This is a genomic window from Gilliamella apicola (assembly GCF_003202655.1).
Lineage (GTDB): Bacteria > Pseudomonadota > Gammaproteobacteria > Enterobacterales > Orbaceae > Gilliamella > Gilliamella apicola_R.
Map to the genome: position 1 here is coordinate 94,909 of NZ_QGLR01000010.1, position 16,966 is coordinate 111,874.

Consider the following 16,966-nt stretch of genomic DNA (forward strand, 5'->3'; position numbering starts at 1 on the left):
TTACCAATACACTCCTATATAAACAAAACTTAAATCATATAATCAACATTCATTACCATTAAAAATGGCATAATTTCAATCCTAAAAAATTCAACAATTAGATAACTAATTAATTTTAATCAGCATTTATTATACGCTTTATTGGATCCGGTAAAGGATAAATTTTTTCAATAGGTAGCATTTTACTTGCTTTTTCTATTTGATTATTAAGAATAAATTGATGAATTGTCTTTGCATAGTCAGTAATGTCGTCAATTTGAATAATCCAATCTTCAACATACTTTTTAACCGCTTCATTTTTTAAACCAATTTGTATAGATTTGAAATCCAAGTTCTCAAGTCGAATATTTTTTTCTGGATCCCATTGTACACGCACAGGAGTCTGGCTTAATTGTTCTTGCCAAATTGTATAATCGCGATAAACAGAATCGTTGAAAGTGGATAAACATGCCCGCTTTAAAGCCCATTCAAAACCTTCACGTTTTAATTTAATAGCTAAAATATGCTCTTGTCCCTCTTTTTGTGCCCATCCTGATCGATACATCATCCAAAGAAAAGAAGGTTTAATCCATGTCATTCTCTCTATTTTAAATGGTGGCACAAATGTTTGAGCTTTTATTGCCGATAAAGCTATCTCTTTTCTGTATGCTTGATAAACTGTTATTGTTTCTTCATCAAATACTGCTCTTATTTCTCTTTCTTTCATGCAATTCCTCGCAAAATATTTCCATCACCCTACTTTTTTATGACCTGCAACAGGCAAACGTAGCAAACGATCGTGATAGATACTCATAATCGGTTATAGAAGCAAAGCTATGATTTGATACCTAAAATATTCGAACGCTAATATAATTCTCTTTTTAAGAGGATTTGATTGAATATTTAAGTATCAATACTCGTTCCGATATACCAAATTTTCTATAATTTATAACCGCGCTCCGTTCAATTTTACTTATTACCATTTTCCATATTAATGATGACTTAAAAATTATAATATTAATTCATTTCACACTCAGACCTTCAATAAAATCTTCAACTATTTGATGAGCTTTTTGTGCGCCTTCTAAATTCATATTAATGAAAGCTTGATCATAAATTGGCATATTATCATCATCGTCATTTTCATTTTCGATACTGTCGCCAATATTGAATATATAGAAAACTGATACATTCCAATCTTGATTATACTCATAATTATAAGTACACCTTAAAACACTTTTACGATAGCAATTAATTTCTAAAGCTTCTGTTTGCGGTGGCAACCAATCTACTTGAGGAATGATTAGTGTGTTTTCATGTTTATAAAATCTATGTAATTCTATGCCATTGTTGAATTGTTTTGACTCAAGCCAATCTCCATAACTCCAATCTTTTGAATTTCTACTTCTCTTCATCTCCTTTACATCTTCTAATCTTTTTTGAAATGATTCAAGTCGAATACCACTAACTTCATCTTTATTTTTTTTCACAAATTCGATATCTAATCTATCCAATTTTAAAAGTTCATTTTTTATATTACTGCAATAAGCCATTATTGCTTTAGATGTTGGATGAATGCATAAATTTCTTGAATTAATTCTAATTTCACTGATTTCGTCAATTTGATAGGCTTGAGCATGAGAAAAATGTTCACAAAATTTTTTTTCAGAAGTATTTACAAGAGTAGAATCAACTAATTTTCTAATCCAAAATGGTGAATATGTCGAATTAGGATAAATACGCAACATGGTATCTTTAGACAATTCAACTAAACGTCCATTTTCCCTACATTCACTACTTGGTCTACTTTCTACATATTCGATAACTACAGGTGCTATTATATAGGCAGGCCAAAAGAAAGTACCAAATAATGGTAATAATACATAACTGAATGTATAAGCAAATTTACGTTTTATACCATAAGATTTTTTCACTTGTGATTGACATAGTCGCAGTATTATTGGAAAAACAGCACCGGTTAACGAAAATAAAAAAATAATAATGTTAATAGAATCAATAGACATTAAGCAGAAAATTAGCCAAATAATCACTGGAACTGTGAAAATTGCTTTAATAATCCAATGCATCGGTACAAAAACAAATATGAACGAATACCCATAAATGCCATAAAAAAATATTATCATAAATAGCAAGTCAAAAACGTAACTATCAACATGATGCATATATAATCCTAATTACTAAGTTGTTTATAATTAAATTCCTTTTAATTAGGATTATCACGAATAGCTACTTCTGTCAAAAAATGAGGATTTTTATTCATCTTCAAAGGTTAAGAAAAGTGCTCAAACATGTTAAATTGTTTCAATAAATGATTCAAAACTCATCACTGTCGCAAACCGCATCAATGCTGACATAAAACTATTATGAACCAGTTGTGATGGGATAATATTGCCATTAAAATCAAGATCCCGCGTGGTGCAAGCATCATGGATAAGAATTGGTTGATAATTAAGTTCGCAGGCACAGCGGGTAGTAGAATCAACACACATATGACTCATCATGCCACAAATCACTAATTGTGTTATCCCTTCTTGTTGTAACTTTTGCTGTAATTGTGTTTGATAAAAACTATTGGGATAAGCCTTTTCAATTATAAATTCGTTATTTTGCTTTACAGGAAGCAATTTGGGATGTAACTGACAACCCACACTATTCTTAACAAAAAAGGGAGCATTAGCATCTTGGTTAACGTGCTGGATATAAATAATCGGTAATTGCTGTTGTCGGAAATAATTTTGGAGCTTTAAGGTACATTGCAATGTCTGTTCGGTATTGTTTAATGGGTATTTGCCATTGGGGAAATAATCATTTTGTACATCAATAATCATCAATGCTTGAGTCATTTTGCTCTCCTTTGTAATGTTTCGTGTTATTATTTTGAAATAATCAACCTTTAAATGACATAGCAAATTGAAGTAATAAACCTCAGTCTGCTTTCAAATTGAAACTATGGATAAAAAAAATCGCGCTATATTAAATGAATTAAGATATAACAGCCGACAATCTTGGCGAGAGATCGGCGAAAAAGTATTTTTATCTAGCCAAGCTGTTGGGCAACGTGTGCAAGAATTACTCAACAATCATATTATACAAAGATTCACTATTAAAGAACAAAGGGATCAATTACAATTCATTACTATTTATATGAACACAAATCAATTTGAATCATTTGAAAAGTTAGTAAAATCTTTTGCTGAGGTAGCCGAATTTTATAAGATTACTGGTGATGGTTGTTACCTGATCGTTAGTCAATTTGATAGTAATGCTTTAAAATTATTCTTAAATAAAATTGAAAATTTTGCCCGTTATAAAGTCAGCCATCAATTGCAACAAATTTTATAATTATGCTGATTTGCAGTGCTTATCTAAATATCAATTAAGCAAAAATCATTCAGTTGAAAATTAACTTATTTACAAATTTTTTAATAAATCATCAAAAAATAGTTGCTCATTAATCATTTCTGTTATATTTTGTACGACAGTTAAATTTAAAGGTTTCATTTTTTATGAATTGTTTTTGTGTTTTAGTTAGCAAACATCATCATCACCATCATTCCTGAATAGTCTTCGGGCGATTGGTGCTGGAAGACAAATGGTCTTCCGGTGATATCGCAAAAGCAAATAGAGAACCCTCGGAAGATCAGACTTCCGAGGGTTTTTTGTTTGTAGTTAATAATTTTATTTGGATAAGTTGGAGAATAATATGTTGGATAATTCACGTTTACGTATAGCAATGCAAAAATCAGGACGCTTAAGCGATGAGTCAAAAAAATTACTAGCTCAATGTGGAATTAAAATCAATTTGCAAGAGCAACGTTTAATTGCTTTTGCCGAAAATATGCCAATTGATATTTTACGCGTTCGCGATGATGATATACCCGGACTGGTTATTGATGGCGTTGTTGATATTGGTATTGTCGGTGAAAATGTTTTAGAAGAAGAAGTGCTAGATAGACAAGCTGAAGGCGAAAATCCACAATACAAAAAATTACGTCGACTTGACTTTGGCGGATGTCGTTTATCGATTGCCGCCCCTCGTGATTTTAATTACACCGGTCCTGAGTGTTTAAATGATTTACGTGTCGCCACCACTTATCCTCACCTGCTCCGCCGTTATCTTTCTCAATATAATGTAAGTTTTAAAACGTGTTTACTCAATGGTTCAGTTGAAGTCGCTCCTCGAGCAGGTCTAGCCGATGTAATTTGTGATTTAGTCTCAAGTGGTGCAACCCTTGAAGCTAATGGGTTACAAGAGATTGAGGTCATATATAAATCTAAAGCTTGCTTAATTCAACGTGAAGGCGAAATGTCTGCCACCAAACAGGCGTTAATCGATAAAGTGATGACTCGTATTCAAGGAGTGATTCAAGCTCGCGAATCTAAATACATTATGTTGCACGCGCCAACCGCAGTTTTAGATCAAGTCGTATCTTTATTACCAGGTGCTGAAAACCCAACCATTTTACCATTAACCGGCGAACAAAATCGGGTAGCACTACACATGGTTAGTACTGAGTCATTATTCTGGGAAACCATGGAAAAACTAAAAGCATTAGGTGCAAGTTCAATCCTTGTATTACCAATTGAAAAAATGATGGAGTAAGCAAAATGAAGCTTTCATATTGGCAACAATGTTCTAAAGAAAAACAAGCAGAATTATTAACTCGCCCGGCAATTGCAGCTTCCGATGCTATTAGTCAAGCGGTTAACGATATCTTGGTGCAAGTTAAACAAAATGGCGACGAAGCACTTAAAATGTTAAGTAATAAATTTGATAAAGTGCAAATCGATCAAATTAAATTAACCCAAGATGAGATAAAAACAGCCACGAGTCGCGTTAAACCTGATTTAAAACAGGCAATGCAATTAGCGGTAAGCAATATTGAAAAATTTCATCAAGCTCAAGTTAAGCAGACCATAACAGTTGAAACCATGCCTGGCATTCAATGCCAGTCAGTAACAAGACCGATAGACTCTGTAGGCCTGTATATACCGGGTGGTTCAGCCCCATTGCTATCAACCGTATTAATGTTAGCCATTCCAGCTAAAATTGCCGGTTGTCGTAAAGTGATTTTATGTTCACCTCCACCAATTGCTGACGAGATTTTATATGCGGCAGAACTTTGTGGTGTAACAGAAATTTATCAATTGGGTGGCGCACAAGCGATTGCGGCAATGGCATTAGGTACTCAATCAGTTCCTAAAGTCGATAAAATATTTGGTCCTGGTAATGCATATGTTACCGAGGCGAAACGCCAAGTTAGCCAACGATTGGATGGCGCAGCAATAGATATGCCAGCCGGCCCATCAGAAGTTCTGGTCATTGCCGATAGTTCCGCTAATCCAGCGTTTATTGCAGCGGATTTACTTTCTCAAGCTGAACATGGCCCCGATTCACAGGTTGTATTGCTTACACCAGATGAGAAGATCGCCCAAGCAGTTTCAGTCGAAGTTGATAAGCAACTTGCTCAACTTTCACGGCAAGGAATTGCTGAAAAAGCGTTACAAGAGAGCCGACTTATCGTTACCAAAGATTTAGATGAATGTGTAACTATCAGCAATCGTTATGGTCCTGAACACTTAATTATTCAAACCGAAAATGCCGATCAACTGGTTGATAAAATTAATAGTGCTGGTTCGATATTCTTAGGGGATTGGTCACCAGAATCTGCTGGAGATTATGCCTCTGGTACAAATCACGTATTACCAACTTATGGTTATACCGCAACTTATTCAAGCCTTGGATTACCTGATTTCCAAAAACGTATGACAGTGCAAAAATTATCGGCTGAAGGGTTAAAAGCAATAGGTAATGCAGTTGAACTAATGGCACAAGCAGAACAACTCACTGCCCACAAAAATGCCGTGACTATTCGCTTAGCTAAACTTAACGCTGATACTAAACAATAGGTGGTTAAAATGGATATTAATCAATTAGTCAGAAAGAACGTACAAAAATTGACACCCTATCAATCTGCTAGACGCATTGGTGGCAACGGTGATGTGTGGCTAAATGCCAATGAATACCCTGTGGCACCCAATTATCAGTTAACCGAGCAAACATTAAACCGCTATCCAGAAGCACAACCTCAGCAAGTTATAGATAGTTATGCGCAATATGCTGGTGTCAATCCAGAGCAAGTGATTGTCAGTCGAGGGGCCGATGAAGCGATAGAGCTGTTAATGCGTGCATTTTGTGAGCCAGATACTGATACAGTGCTTTACTGCCCACCAACTTATGGTATGTATCAAGTCAGCGCTGAAACTTTAGGAATAAAAACTAAAACCGTACCAACAAAATCTGATTGGCAACTTGATTTAGAGGGTATTAAACAAAATCTCGATAATGTTAAGTTAATCTATGTCTGTTCACCAAACAATCCAACTGGGAATTTAATCAATCCCGAGGATATTAAAGCATTACTTAATTTAGTCAAAGATCGCGCATTAGTTATTATTGATGAAGCCTATATTGAGTTCTCTCCAAACTCAACCGTGGTCAGTTGGCTTAATGATTATCCTCACTTAGTCATTTTACGTACCTTATCAAAAGCATTTGCCCTAGCCGGATTGCGTTGTGGATTTACTTTAGCTAATAAACCGATAATTGATGCTTTACAAAAAGTGATCGCTCCATACCCTCTTGCTACCCCGGTAGCAGACATTGCCACTCAGGCATTGAGTAAAGAAGGTATTGAAACGATGAGATTGCATGTCACCAATCTAAATAATCAAAAAGAGAAGTTTGCTAAACAACTTTCTGCTTTACCAATTGTTGAAAAAGTTTATCCTAGTGAATCAAATTATTTATGTGTTAAATTTCAAAGTAATAAAGAGGTATTTAGTAAACTTTGGCATGAAGGTATTATTCTACGCGATCAAAGTAAATCAATTGGACAAAATGGTTTTGTGCGAATTTCGATTGGTACCGAAGATGAGTGTGATGCCGTAATAACCGCACTTAAAGCGATAAAATAGGAGCAAATATGTTACAAAAATATTTATTTATCGACCGTGATGGAACGTTAATCGTTGAACCGCCTATCGATTTTCAAGTTGATAGTTTTGCAAAACTTGCGTTTGAACCTAATGTGATCCCGGCACTGCTTAAACTACAAGCAGCTGGTTATAAATTAGTGATGGTAACCAATCAAGATGGATTAGGTACCAGTAGTTATCCGCAAGCTGATTTTGATGGTCCACACAATTTAATGATGCAAATATTTGCCTCACAAGGTGTAATATTTGAAGATGTACTTATTTGCCCACATTTCCCTGAGGACAATTGTGAGTGTCGTAAACCTAAAATAAAATTAGTGCTCCCTTATTTAACCAGTGGCAACTTAGACAAACAAAACAGCTACGTTATAGGTGACCGACAAACTGATATGCAGCTTGCTGAAAACATGCAAATAAAAGGCTTACGTTATGATCCAGTTAATCTTAATTGGAATGAAATAGCCCAACGTTTAACCACCGCTGATCGTTATGCCAAAGTTGAACGCAATACTAAAGAAACGAAGATATTGGTTGAAGTATGGTTAGACCGGCAAGGTGGTAGTCAAATCAATACCGGTATTGGCTTTTTTGATCATATGTTAGATCAGATCGCCACTCACGGAGGTATTAAACTCAATATTCAAGTTACAGGCGATCTTCATGTTGATGATCATCACACCATAGAAGATACAGGTCTTGCTTTAGGCGAAGCATTAAAACAAGCACTTGGTGATAAACGGGGAATTACACGTTATGCCTCTGTTATTCCAATGGATGAGTGTTTAGCGAAATGTGCAATGGATATTTCAGGCCGCCCTTACCTAGTGTTCTCTGCGCAATTTAGTGATCCGAAAGTTGGTGATATGAGCACACAAATGGTCGAGCATTTCTTCTATTCTTTGAGTTATGCGATGGCAATTACTTTACATATTGAAACAACTGGCGACAACGACCATCACCGAATCGAAAGTTTGTTTAAAGCTTTTGCGCGTACACTTAAACAAGCGATTAAAATTGAAAGTGACAGACTACCTAGCTCGAAAGGAGTGTTATAGATGAAAATTGTCATTCTCGATACTGGCTGCGCCAATCTTTCATCGGTTAAATACGCGATACAGCGACTAGGTTATAATCCAATCATTAGCCTTGATCCTGATACTGTGCTTGAATCTGACAAACTCTTGTTACCTGGAGTTGGATCAGCATCAGCTGCGATGCAAAAATTAAAGGAGCGCAATTTAATTGAGCTAATTAAAGTCTGCACTCAACCAGTATTAGGTATCTGTCTTGGCATGCAACTTTTAGCCGATTATAGTAATGAAGGGCATGTCGACACTCTAGGTATTATCCATGAAAAAGTCATCGAAATTCCTGATTGTGGATTACCACTACCGCATATGGGTTGGAATCAAGTCACCCCAAAAGCCGGACACCATCTATTTCGAGATATTCCTGAAGGTGCTTACTTTTACTTTGTACATGGATACGCCTTACCATTATGCTCATCAACTATCGCAGAAACCAATTACGGCGAAAGCTTTACCGCTGCCGTGCAAAAAGACAATTTTTACGGTGTGCAATTTCATCCCGAGCGTTCTGGCTCAGCCGGCGCAAAATTGCTCAAGAACTTTTTGGAGATGTAAAAATGGCAGTTTACCCTATTATTATTCCTGCTCTTGATTTAATTGATGGTACTGTGGTTCGATTACATCAAGGCGATTATGACCAAAAACGTGATTATGGCAAGGATCCCTTAATTCGTCTGCAAGATTATCAAAAACAAGGTGCAAAACAACTACATCTTGTTGATTTAACTGGAGCCAAAGATCCACAAGCTCGACAAATCTCATTGATAAAATCACTGATTAACGGCGTACAAGTTCCGGTACAAATTGGTGGAGGAATTCGTACAGAAGATGACGTTAAAACATTATTATCCGCAGGGGCAACACGGGTAGTTATTGGCTCTACCGCCATCAAACAACCTGATTTGGTAAAAAAATGGTTTAATACTTATGGTCCTGAATCTTTGGTATTAGCCTTAGATGTTCGTATTGATCAACAAGGTAACAAAAATGTCGCTATTCATGGTTGGCAAGAGGATTCTAAACAAACCTTAGAACAAGTTATTGATGATTATCTAGCTTATGGTTTGAAGCATGTGTTATGTACTGATATCTCCAAAGATGGTACGTTAAGTGGTTCTAATGTGGAGTTATATCAAGAGATCAGCCAAAAATACCCAACTATTGCTTTTCAAGCTTCTGGCGGAATTGGACAATTGGACGATGTTAAAGCGTTACAAGAGAGCGGTGTTGCAGGTATCATCGTCGGTCGAGCATTACTCGAAGGTAAATTTACAGTTCAGGAGGCAATTGCATGTTGGCAAAAAGGATAATACCTTGTTTGGACGTTCGTAATGGGCAAGTTGTTAAAGGTGTTCAATTCCGTAATCACGAAATCATAGGTGATATAGTACCGCTAGCCAAACGCTATGCCGAAGAAGGGGCTGACGAATTGGTATTTTATGATATCACAGCCTCATCCGACGGTCGGGTAGTAGACAAAAGTTGGGTGGCAAAAGTCGCTGAAGTAATAGATATTCCATTTTGTGTCGCTGGTGGGATAAAAACGGTTGAAGATGCAGGAAGAATTCTCACTTATGGTGCGGATAAAATTTCGATTAACTCCCCTGCTTTAGCTAATCCGGGCTTAATTACTGAATTAGCGGATTGTTACGGGGTGCAGTGTATCGTTGTGGGGATTGATACTTGGTATGATAAAGATTCAGATAGTTACCACGTTTATCAATTCACTGGCGATGAAAAACGCACAGTCGCCACCAAATGGAATACGATTGATTGGGTGCAAGAGGTACAAAAGCGAGGTGCCGGTGAAATTGTATTAAATATGATGAATCAAGATGGCGTTCGCAATGGTTACGATCTTAAGCAACTTAAAACGATTCGGGAAGTTTGCCAAGTACCACTGATTGCCTCTGGCGGCGCAGGTACGATGGAACACTTTTTACAAGCTTTTAAAGAGGCCAACGTTGACGGTGCTTTAGCCGCTTCAGTCTTTCATAAACAAATTATTAATATTGGTGAACTTAAACAATATTTAGCTCAACATGGAGTAGAAATACGATTATGCTAACTCAACATTCCCAAATACAAATAGATACCAAACAACTTGATTGGCAAAAAGTCGATAATTTAATGCCAGTGATTATTCAGCACTATGTATCTGGCGAAGTGCTGATGCTTGGTTATATGAATCAAGAGGCTTTAGCTCAAACCCAAAACAGCGGAAAAGTCACCTTTTATTCTCGCACCAAACAACGTTTATGGACCAAAGGTGAAACCTCGGGTAACTTTTTAAATGTAGTTAGTATCTCATCCGATTGTGATAACGATACCCTGTTAATCTTAGTCAACCCAATCGGACCAACTTGTCATACCGGAGCAAATAGCTGCTTCACCAATAGCAAAACTGAGTGGAGCTTTCTATATGATTTAGAGCAGTTGTTGGCGTCTCGTAAACAAGCCGATCCGCAATCCTCTTATACCGCAAAACTCTACCATGACGGTACTAAACGTATTGCCCAAAAAGTTGGCGAAGAAGGCGTTGAAACGGCGCTTGCAGCCACGGTACACGATAAAGAAGAGTTAAAAAATGAATCAGCTGATTTAATCTATCACTTACTTGTCTTACTGCAAGATCAAAACCTTGCTCTACAAGATGTGATCGGTATTTTAAAAGCTAGACATAAATAACCACTAAAAAACCAAGCACACCATTCGCTGCTTGGTTTACTAAACTTTATCAGCCGCAAATGACCAATACCTTTATCTAACTGGTAATTTGACGCCATTAAACATAGCTTGCACCGCGATATTATTTTCACAAAGACTAAGTTTATCGATGGTTTGTCTATTTAAATGCGGTGAAAATTGACTAATAAAATCATACATATAGTTACGCAAAAACAGAGAACGTGCAAATGCGATATAAGTGGTACTGTAGGGGAAGATATGGCCAGCATTAAGTACCACAAACTCACTATCAGAGCTCTCATTGACCGCCATTTTAGCAACAATGCCAACACCAACACCTAACTTAACATAGGTTTTAATTAAATCAGCATCAGTGGTGCTAAATACAATATTCGGTACCTGATTAGCCTTAATAAATGCTTGATTTAGGTCTGAACCATCATTAGAAAAGTCGTAACTGACTAACGGATAATTAGATAACTCTTCAATTGTGATTAGATTACTTTTGGCTAAGGGATGATCTTTCATAACAATCACCGCTTGGTTCCAGTGATAACAAGGTAAAGCAATCATATCATCACTAAGATCTGACAAATCGGTAACAATAGCAAAATCCGCTTGTCCGGTGTGTGCTTGCATGAGACATTGAGAGGATGAACCTTGCTCCATATGAAGGGTGATACTTGGATATTGCAGCATAAATTGCTGGATAACCAAGGGTAAAGTATACCGAGCTTGAGTATAAGTGGTGGTAATTGTTAATGAGCCTTGATTTGGTTGGCTAAACTCTTTAGCTAAAATTTTAATATCTTGTGCTTTATTTAAAATTTCACGGGCTAAAGCAATAATTTGCTCACCAACTGGCGTAACTTCTGAAAGATGTTTACCTACACGGGTAAAGATTTGCACATTGAGCTCATCTTCCAATAATTTAATCTGCTTACTAATCCCTGGTTGCGAGGTATACAGTTTTTCAGAGGTAAGAGAGACATTGAGATCGTTATTGACGACCTCAACAATATAACGCAGTTGTTGCAACTTCATGACAAAGGCTCCTTTGACCATATGTATTTCCCTCTTTTAAGCAATAATTTAAGCAAGAGGGAAATTGCAAGGTAATTCCTTTCACACTATAGCACAAGACAGTTTTTTATACTAAAACTGCTACTTAACCTGGTCTATTCGTCAAAATTGACCTGGTGTTCTTACCTATTTTTTACTATCAACCCATTTACCATGAACATATTTCATCACCCAACCGGTAGATTTGCCGTTCACTTCAGATGTGACATATTGTTCCTTATTTTTACGACTAAAGCGAACAATACTCGGATTACCATTTGGATCATGACTTGGTGCTTCGGTTAAATAAATGAATTTTTCCGGTAAACGATATTTAAAACGTTGTAACTCTTCAATTAAAGGTGCACGAGTTTCCCGAGATTTAGGGAAATTATGTGCAGCTAAAAAGATACCTGATGCCCCATCTCTTAGCACAAAATGGGCATCTGATTTGCTACATTTTAGTTCCGGCAAATCAACTGGATCTTCTTTAGGAGGAGCCACGTCACCATTTTTTAAGATTTTACGCGTATTTTTACAATCTTGGTTAGTACACCCCATATACAGCCCAAAACGGCCTGACTTAAGATGCATTTCTGATCCACATTTTTCACATTCAATAATTGGACCATCGTAACTTTTTACTTTAAATGTGCCCTTTTCAACTAATGAGCCATCACAAATTGGGTTATTACCGCAAATATGTAACTTACGCTCATTATCTAGCAGATAACTATCCATCGCAGTATGACATTTAGGGCAACGTTTAAGTGCTCTTAAAGCATTAGTTTCAGCTGTTTCCGCTTCTTCCAAAATGTTCAAAGTTTCATGTTCAGGAATTAAGTTGATTGTCTGCTTACATCGTTCTTTCGGTGGCAACGCATAACCAGAACATGCTAAAAACACCCCAGTTCCAGCTGTTTTGATCCCCATTTCACGACCACAGTTAGGACATTTAATTTCCGGTGTTAAAACGAGTGGATTTAATTGCATTCCTCCACGATCAGGATCTTGTTCAGCAATTTCAAGATGCTGGCTAAAATCTTCAAAGAATTGATCTAAAACTTCGCGCCATTCTTGTTTTTTATTCGCAATCTCATCAAGTGCATGCTCCATACGTGCGGTAAAATCATAACTCATAAGATCATTAAAGTTTTCACTTAACCTGTCAGTTACAATCTCACCGATTTTTTCTGCATAAAAACGGCGATTATCTAATCGAACATATCCACGGTCTTGAATGGTTGAAATAATGGTAGCATAAGTAGAAGGACGACCAATTTCTCGTTTTTCCAATTCTTTTACCAATGAAGCTTCATTGTAACGAGCAGGAGGTTTAGTAAAGTGTTGATCTGGATTTAAACTGAGTAGTTCTAAAATATCTTCAAGCGATACTGCTGGTAACATCTTATCATCATTATTTTTACTTAATTGAGATTGCACTTTTGTCCAACCATCAAAACGTAAAGTACGACCTTTAGCTTTTAAAGTAAAATCACCCGCCTTAACAGTAACCGTAATAGAGTTATATTCAGCGGATGTCATCTGGCAAGCAACAAATTGACGCCAAATTAATTGATATAGTTTAACCGCATCAACGTCGACATCACTAAGACTGGTTGCGGAAATATTGACATCTGACGGACGAATTGCTTCATGCGCTTCTTGTGAATTTTTCTTACTTGTATAAACATTCGGTGACTTCGGTAGGTATTTATCACCATAGTTTTTGCCAATATAATCGCGAACCATGTTTAATGCATCTTGACTCAAATTTGTTGAGTCGGTACGCATATAAGTGATATAACCGGCTTCATATAAGCGCTGGGCTAACATCATTGTCTTCTTCACCCCAAAGCCAAGACGAGTGCTTGCCGCTTGTTGCAAAGTTGAAGTGATGAATGGTGCAGTTGGATTACTTTTAGTCGGTTTTTCTTCAATATTGGTAACTTGGTATTGCTTGTTATTCAGCTCGGCTAACGCAATATCAATCGCAACTTGATCTTTGGGTTCAAACGCATCATCTTTATAATGCGTCACTTGCATGGTTAATTTTTCTTGATTAGCAGTTTTTAAATCGGCATAAAGTTCCCAATACTCTTCAGGAATAAAAGCGTGGATTTCACGTTCACGTTCAACGACTAATCGTACCGCAACGGATTGAACGCGACCGGCCGACAAACCACGGGCCACTTTCTTCCAAAGTAACGGCGACACCATAAAACCCACCACACGGTCCATAAATCGGCGTGCTTGTTGAGCATTAACGCGATCCATATCCAACATAGCCGGATGTTTAAATGCGTTTTGAATGGCAGTTTTAGTGATTTCATTAAATACAACGCGGCGGTACTTATCATCATCACCACCAATAACATCTTTAAGATGCCAAGCTATGGCTTCCCCTTCTCTATCCAAGTCGGTTGCTAGATAGATCATATCCGCATCTTTGGCTAATTTTTTAAGTTCATCAACGACCCGCTCTTTGCCAGGCAAAATTTCATAATGAGCTTTCCAACCATTATAAGGATCGACACTCATACGGTCGACTAAGACCTGTTTTTCAGATCGTTTAACTTTCTTCTCAGCTTTATCTTTGCTGGCTTTATCTTTGCTGGTTTTTTCATTGCGGTTGCTACTACCACTTACTGGAAGATCGCGAATATGCCCCACGCTTGATTTAACCACGAAATCTTTGCCAAGGTATTTATTAATCGTTTTTGCTTTTGCTGGTGATTCCACAATAACAAGGGATTTTCCCATAATTAAACCTATTTATCCTGTAGTTTAAGTTATTTACCGTCTAGATTATCATCGAGTAATGACAGTAAATCATCTTTAATTGTCGATACTTTAGTGGCATATTGCTCTTTTTGCTCGGCATCTTCAATTAATTGCGTAATTGTTTGTGACAACGTACATTTTCGGCGTTTAGCTAAATTAGCTAACCTTTTCCAGACTAGAAATTCCAAATCAATAGATTTTTTACGTGTATTTTGTTGCTCGGCATTAAAATGCCGTTTTCGCCTTGCCCGAATAGTTTGTTTCATGCGATTATCTAAATCGGGATTTAAATGCTGCTTAATCCAATCAACGACAGCTGTCGGCTTGTGTTCTAATAATAGTAGTTCATTTACAGCTTGCTCTGCTGCACTCCTTTCTATATAACGAGTAATTAGCTCACCTTCTAAATGTCTTTTTACTAGATAGTGCCACTTCCAACCGCATTCAAGGTTTTCTAATTGTTGGTATTTCATAAGCTCACCTTGTGACGCTGTAACTAAATATGATAGTTGTAGCATAAACTCATCACACAATAAAGAAAATTATTGCATTTGACAAATTTTTTATAAATCTGCTATCGTTCACCTTTAACTTCAATCTTCTAATTAAGGAATCACGTATAATGGCAAAAGCCGATGTTATTTATATTAATGGCCACATCTACACGGCTGACAAACACGATACAGTTTGTGAAGCTATTGCAATTCAAAACGGCTATATTATTGCAACTGGCACCACACAAGAGATAAATAACACTCAATATGTTGATAATTGTACGATAATTTATGATCTACAAAATAAAACCATGATGCCAGGCATTATTGATGCCCATTTACATACTTTTTGGGGCGGTATGCAATTATCTTCATGTAATTTAAATTATCAAAGTTTAACTGTTGATGCCACTCTGGCCATTATTCAAAAATATTTAGATAACGATTCCAGTAACAATAGCACAAATTGGTTACAAGTTCGTGGCTGGTTGCGTCAAGAAGTATTACCAATCGGCACTGACATTACCCGTTTTGATCTTGACAAGCTTAATACCACGCGTCCGGTTATTCTATTCTCAAATGATTGTCATACACTCGTTGCTAACAGTATTGCTTTAGAAAAATTTGGACTCGATCGTAATACGCCAGAGCCTTCTGATGGCAAAATTGGACGAACTGAAGATGGCGAATTAAACGGTATTTTAGAAGATGCTCCTGCAATGCGCGCATTTGACAGCATTTCTAAACTTACCGATGAACAAGCGGTAAACATTGCTAAATTATCACAAACAGAATTAAATAAGCAAGGGGTAACTTCAGTAATGGATGCGCGTATTACTGAAACCCAAGCCGATGCATTTTTAAAATTACAACAGCAAGATGAACTTTCAATACGCTTATTTGGAGCGCGTGAATTACCCCCTGATGATGTCAATTCAATTGAAGACATTCCAGCGGTAATTGATCGGGTAAAACAGTTCGCTAAACGCTATGATGACCAAAATTGGCAACCTAAACCGGGAATAAAGGTATCGCATACGAAATTATTCGTTGATGGCGTAATGCAAGCGCCGTTAATGACAGCGCGTTTGCTAAAACCATATCAATTAGAAAATGAAAAAGATCGCTATGGTGATCTCTATTACTCTACAGAAATGCTAGATGCCTTAATCCTTGAATCATCGAAAGCAGGTTTTCACCCTCACATGCATACCGTTGGCGAAGGAGCGATCGAAGTGGTTCTTAACGCTATTGAAAAAATGCGAAAAGCACTACCGGATGCGGATATTCGCCCAAGTACGGCCCATAATGAACTCAGTGCTATGCATCAATTTGCCCGTTATAAACAATTAAAAACTAGTGTGGTATTTTCTTTCCAATGGGCTGGTTGTAGCTCGGCAATGGTTGAACAATACCAAACACTATTTGGTGCCGAACGTTATAATGGTTTAGAAGCCCATGGCCAATATATTGATGCCGGCGTAACCTGTGCTTTTGGTAGTGATTGGCCAATTGATCCACTTAATGAATGGTATGATTTCCAAATTGCTATGACTCGACAAATTGACGCCGAACACCCACGCTTAAACAGCGACCGCAATTTAACTGCCGTTGAAGTGCTACGTTGTGCAACTATTGGGGCAGCTTACGTGTTAAAACAAGATAAGTATATTGGCTCTATTGAAAAAGGTAAATTTGCTGATTTAATTATTTTAGATCGCAATCCATTTACCATTCCGGCAACAGATATGCAAAACGTCAAAGTACTAACGACAATTGTTGGCGGCAAAACGGTTTATCAACAAGCTTAATAAACTTTAAATAAATTTACTACCCCGCCAATAGGTCGGG

16 protein-coding genes and 1 other annotated feature are annotated in these 16,966 nt (G+C 37.0%); of the genes, 10 read left to right on the plus strand and 6 right to left on the minus strand.

Translation table 11 applies throughout. The annotated features are described in order from the left end of the window. Window positions 1-115: 115 nt before the first annotated feature. The 3 genes from DKK70_RS08640 to DKK70_RS08650 form a co-directional block, all read right to left on the minus strand. Complete coding sequence (locus DKK70_RS08640; protein ID WP_110433640.1) at window positions 116-706, minus strand: DUF4291 domain-containing protein; 591 nt, start codon at window positions 704-706, stop codon at window positions 116-118. 295 nt (window positions 707-1,001) lie between these two features. After that, window positions 1,002-2,003 carry a hypothetical protein gene (locus tag DKK70_RS08645; RefSeq protein ID WP_181415955.1) on the minus strand — a complete coding sequence of 334 codons (1,002 nt, stop codon included), beginning with the start codon at window positions 2,001-2,003 and terminating at the stop codon, window positions 1,002-1,004. Window positions 2,004-2,291: 288 nt separating this feature from the next. Continuing rightward, window positions 2,292-2,843, minus strand: coding sequence for a cysteine hydrolase family protein (locus DKK70_RS08650; RefSeq protein WP_110433642.1), 552 nt, complete (start codon window positions 2,841-2,843; stop codon window positions 2,292-2,294). 106 nt (window positions 2,844-2,949) lie between these two features. On the opposite strand from DKK70_RS08650, the gene DKK70_RS08655 reads away from it, so the two are divergent. The 9 genes from DKK70_RS08655 (at window position 2,950) to hisIE (ending at window position 10,775) form a co-directional block, all read left to right on the plus strand. After that, the gene (locus DKK70_RS08655) at window positions 2,950-3,342 is read left to right on the plus strand and encodes an Lrp/AsnC family transcriptional regulator (protein WP_110433643.1); all 393 of its coding nucleotides are present in this window, start codon (window positions 2,950-2,952) and stop codon (window positions 3,340-3,342) included. 196 nt (window positions 3,343-3,538) lie between these two features. Beyond that, window positions 3,539-3,664, plus strand: a sequence feature (His leader region). A gap of 39 nt (window positions 3,665-3,703) precedes the next feature. Continuing rightward, window positions 3,704-4,603, plus strand: a complete 900-nt coding sequence (gene hisG / locus DKK70_RS08660; RefSeq protein WP_110433644.1) for an ATP phosphoribosyltransferase — start codon at window positions 3,704-3,706, stop codon at window positions 4,601-4,603. A gap of 5 nt (window positions 4,604-4,608) precedes the next feature. Then, the gene (gene hisD / locus DKK70_RS08665) at window positions 4,609-5,910 is read left to right on the plus strand and encodes a histidinol dehydrogenase (protein ID WP_110433645.1); all 1,302 of its coding nucleotides are present in this window, start codon (window positions 4,609-4,611) and stop codon (window positions 5,908-5,910) included. A 9-nt stretch (window positions 5,911-5,919) separates the two neighbouring features. Continuing rightward, window positions 5,920-6,978 (plus strand): histidinol-phosphate transaminase, encoded by a 1,059-nt coding sequence (gene hisC / locus DKK70_RS08670; protein ID WP_110433646.1) that lies wholly within the window; start codon window positions 5,920-5,922, stop codon window positions 6,976-6,978. Between the two features lie 8 nt (window positions 6,979-6,986). Then, window positions 6,987-8,054 carry a bifunctional histidinol-phosphatase/imidazoleglycerol-phosphate dehydratase HisB gene (hisB, locus tag DKK70_RS08675; RefSeq protein ID WP_110433647.1) on the plus strand — a complete coding sequence of 356 codons (1,068 nt, stop codon included), beginning with the start codon at window positions 6,987-6,989 and terminating at the stop codon, window positions 8,052-8,054. Beyond that, window positions 8,055-8,642 (plus strand): imidazole glycerol phosphate synthase subunit HisH, encoded by a 588-nt coding sequence (hisH, locus tag DKK70_RS08680; protein WP_110433648.1) that lies wholly within the window; start codon window positions 8,055-8,057, stop codon window positions 8,640-8,642. Window positions 8,643-8,659: 17 nt separating this feature from the next. Beyond that, window positions 8,660-9,397, plus strand: a complete 738-nt coding sequence (gene hisA / locus DKK70_RS08685; protein ID WP_110433742.1) for a 1-(5-phosphoribosyl)-5-[(5-phosphoribosylamino)methylideneamino]imidazole-4-carboxamide isomerase — start codon at window positions 8,660-8,662, stop codon at window positions 9,395-9,397. Continuing rightward, on the plus strand, window positions 9,379-10,155 hold the full coding sequence (gene hisF, locus DKK70_RS08690; protein ID WP_034884403.1) for an imidazole glycerol phosphate synthase subunit HisF: 777 nt from the start codon (window positions 9,379-9,381) through the stop codon (window positions 10,153-10,155). Before hisA ends, hisF begins: the two co-directional genes overlap by 19 nt. Beyond that, window positions 10,149-10,775, plus strand: a complete 627-nt coding sequence (hisIE, locus tag DKK70_RS08695; protein WP_219999732.1) for a bifunctional phosphoribosyl-AMP cyclohydrolase/phosphoribosyl-ATP diphosphatase HisIE — start codon at window positions 10,149-10,151, stop codon at window positions 10,773-10,775. Before hisF ends, hisIE begins: the two co-directional genes overlap by 7 nt. 72 nt (window positions 10,776-10,847) lie before the next feature. Here the strand turns inward: hisIE and cysB are convergent, their stop codons facing one another. The 3 genes from cysB to matP all read right to left on the minus strand — a co-directional run bounded on the left by cysB (window position 10,848) and on the right by matP (window position 15,094). Continuing rightward, window positions 10,848-11,819: an HTH-type transcriptional regulator CysB gene (gene cysB, locus DKK70_RS08700; protein WP_110433649.1), complete on the minus strand. Its 972-nt coding sequence runs from the start codon at window positions 11,817-11,819 to the stop codon at window positions 10,848-10,850. Window positions 11,820-11,984: 165 nt separating this feature from the next. Beyond that, window positions 11,985-14,600, minus strand: coding sequence for a type I DNA topoisomerase (topA, locus tag DKK70_RS08705; RefSeq protein WP_110433650.1), 2,616 nt, complete (start codon window positions 14,598-14,600; stop codon window positions 11,985-11,987). Between the two features lie 29 nt (window positions 14,601-14,629). Then, a complete protein-coding gene (gene matP / locus DKK70_RS08710; RefSeq protein WP_110433651.1) occupies window positions 14,630-15,094 on the minus strand; it encodes a macrodomain Ter protein MatP in 465 nt (154 codons plus the stop codon). 149 nt (window positions 15,095-15,243) lie between these two features. On the opposite strand from matP, the gene DKK70_RS08715 reads away from it, so the two are divergent. Next, entirely contained in the window at window positions 15,244-16,926 is a 1,683-nt protein-coding gene (locus DKK70_RS08715; protein WP_110433652.1) for an amidohydrolase, read from the plus strand. Window positions 16,927-16,966: the final 40 nt, after the last annotated feature.

Excerpts from the sequence above, each read along its gene's own strand:
- hisC (WP_110433646.1), top strand. The coding sequence starts at position 5,920 with ATGGATATTAATCAATTAGTCAGAAAGAACGTACAAAAATTGACACCC.
- cysB (WP_110433649.1), bottom strand. The coding sequence starts at position 11,819 with ATGAAGTTGCAACAACTGCGTTATATTGTTGAGGTCGTCAATAACGAT.
- topA (WP_110433650.1), bottom strand. The coding sequence starts at position 14,600 with ATGGGAAAATCCCTTGTTATTGTGGAATCACCAGCAAAAGCAAAAACG.
- matP (WP_110433651.1), bottom strand. The coding sequence starts at position 15,094 with ATGAAATACCAACAATTAGAAAACCTTGAATGCGGTTGGAAGTGGCAC.
- DKK70_RS08645 (WP_181415955.1), bottom strand. The coding sequence starts at position 2,003 with ATGTCTATTGATTCTATTAACATTATTATTTTTTTATTTTCGTTAACC.
- hisIE (WP_219999732.1), top strand. The coding sequence starts at position 10,149 with ATGCTAACTCAACATTCCCAAATACAAATAGATACCAAACAACTTGAT.
- DKK70_RS08650 (WP_110433642.1), bottom strand. The coding sequence starts at position 2,843 with ATGACTCAAGCATTGATGATTATTGATGTACAAAATGATTATTTCCCC.
- DKK70_RS08640 (WP_110433640.1), bottom strand. The coding sequence starts at position 706 with ATGAAAGAAAGAGAAATAAGAGCAGTATTTGATGAAGAAACAATAACA.
- DKK70_RS08655 (WP_110433643.1), top strand. The coding sequence starts at position 2,950 with ATGGATAAAAAAAATCGCGCTATATTAAATGAATTAAGATATAACAGC.
- hisF (WP_034884403.1), top strand. The coding sequence starts at position 9,379 with ATGTTGGCAAAAAGGATAATACCTTGTTTGGACGTTCGTAATGGGCAA.
- hisG (WP_110433644.1), top strand. The coding sequence starts at position 3,704 with ATGTTGGATAATTCACGTTTACGTATAGCAATGCAAAAATCAGGACGC.
- hisB (WP_110433647.1), top strand. The coding sequence starts at position 6,987 with ATGTTACAAAAATATTTATTTATCGACCGTGATGGAACGTTAATCGTT.
- hisD (WP_110433645.1), top strand. The coding sequence starts at position 4,609 with ATGAAGCTTTCATATTGGCAACAATGTTCTAAAGAAAAACAAGCAGAA.
- hisH (WP_110433648.1), top strand. The coding sequence starts at position 8,055 with ATGAAAATTGTCATTCTCGATACTGGCTGCGCCAATCTTTCATCGGTT.
- DKK70_RS08715 (WP_110433652.1), top strand. The coding sequence starts at position 15,244 with ATGGCAAAAGCCGATGTTATTTATATTAATGGCCACATCTACACGGCT.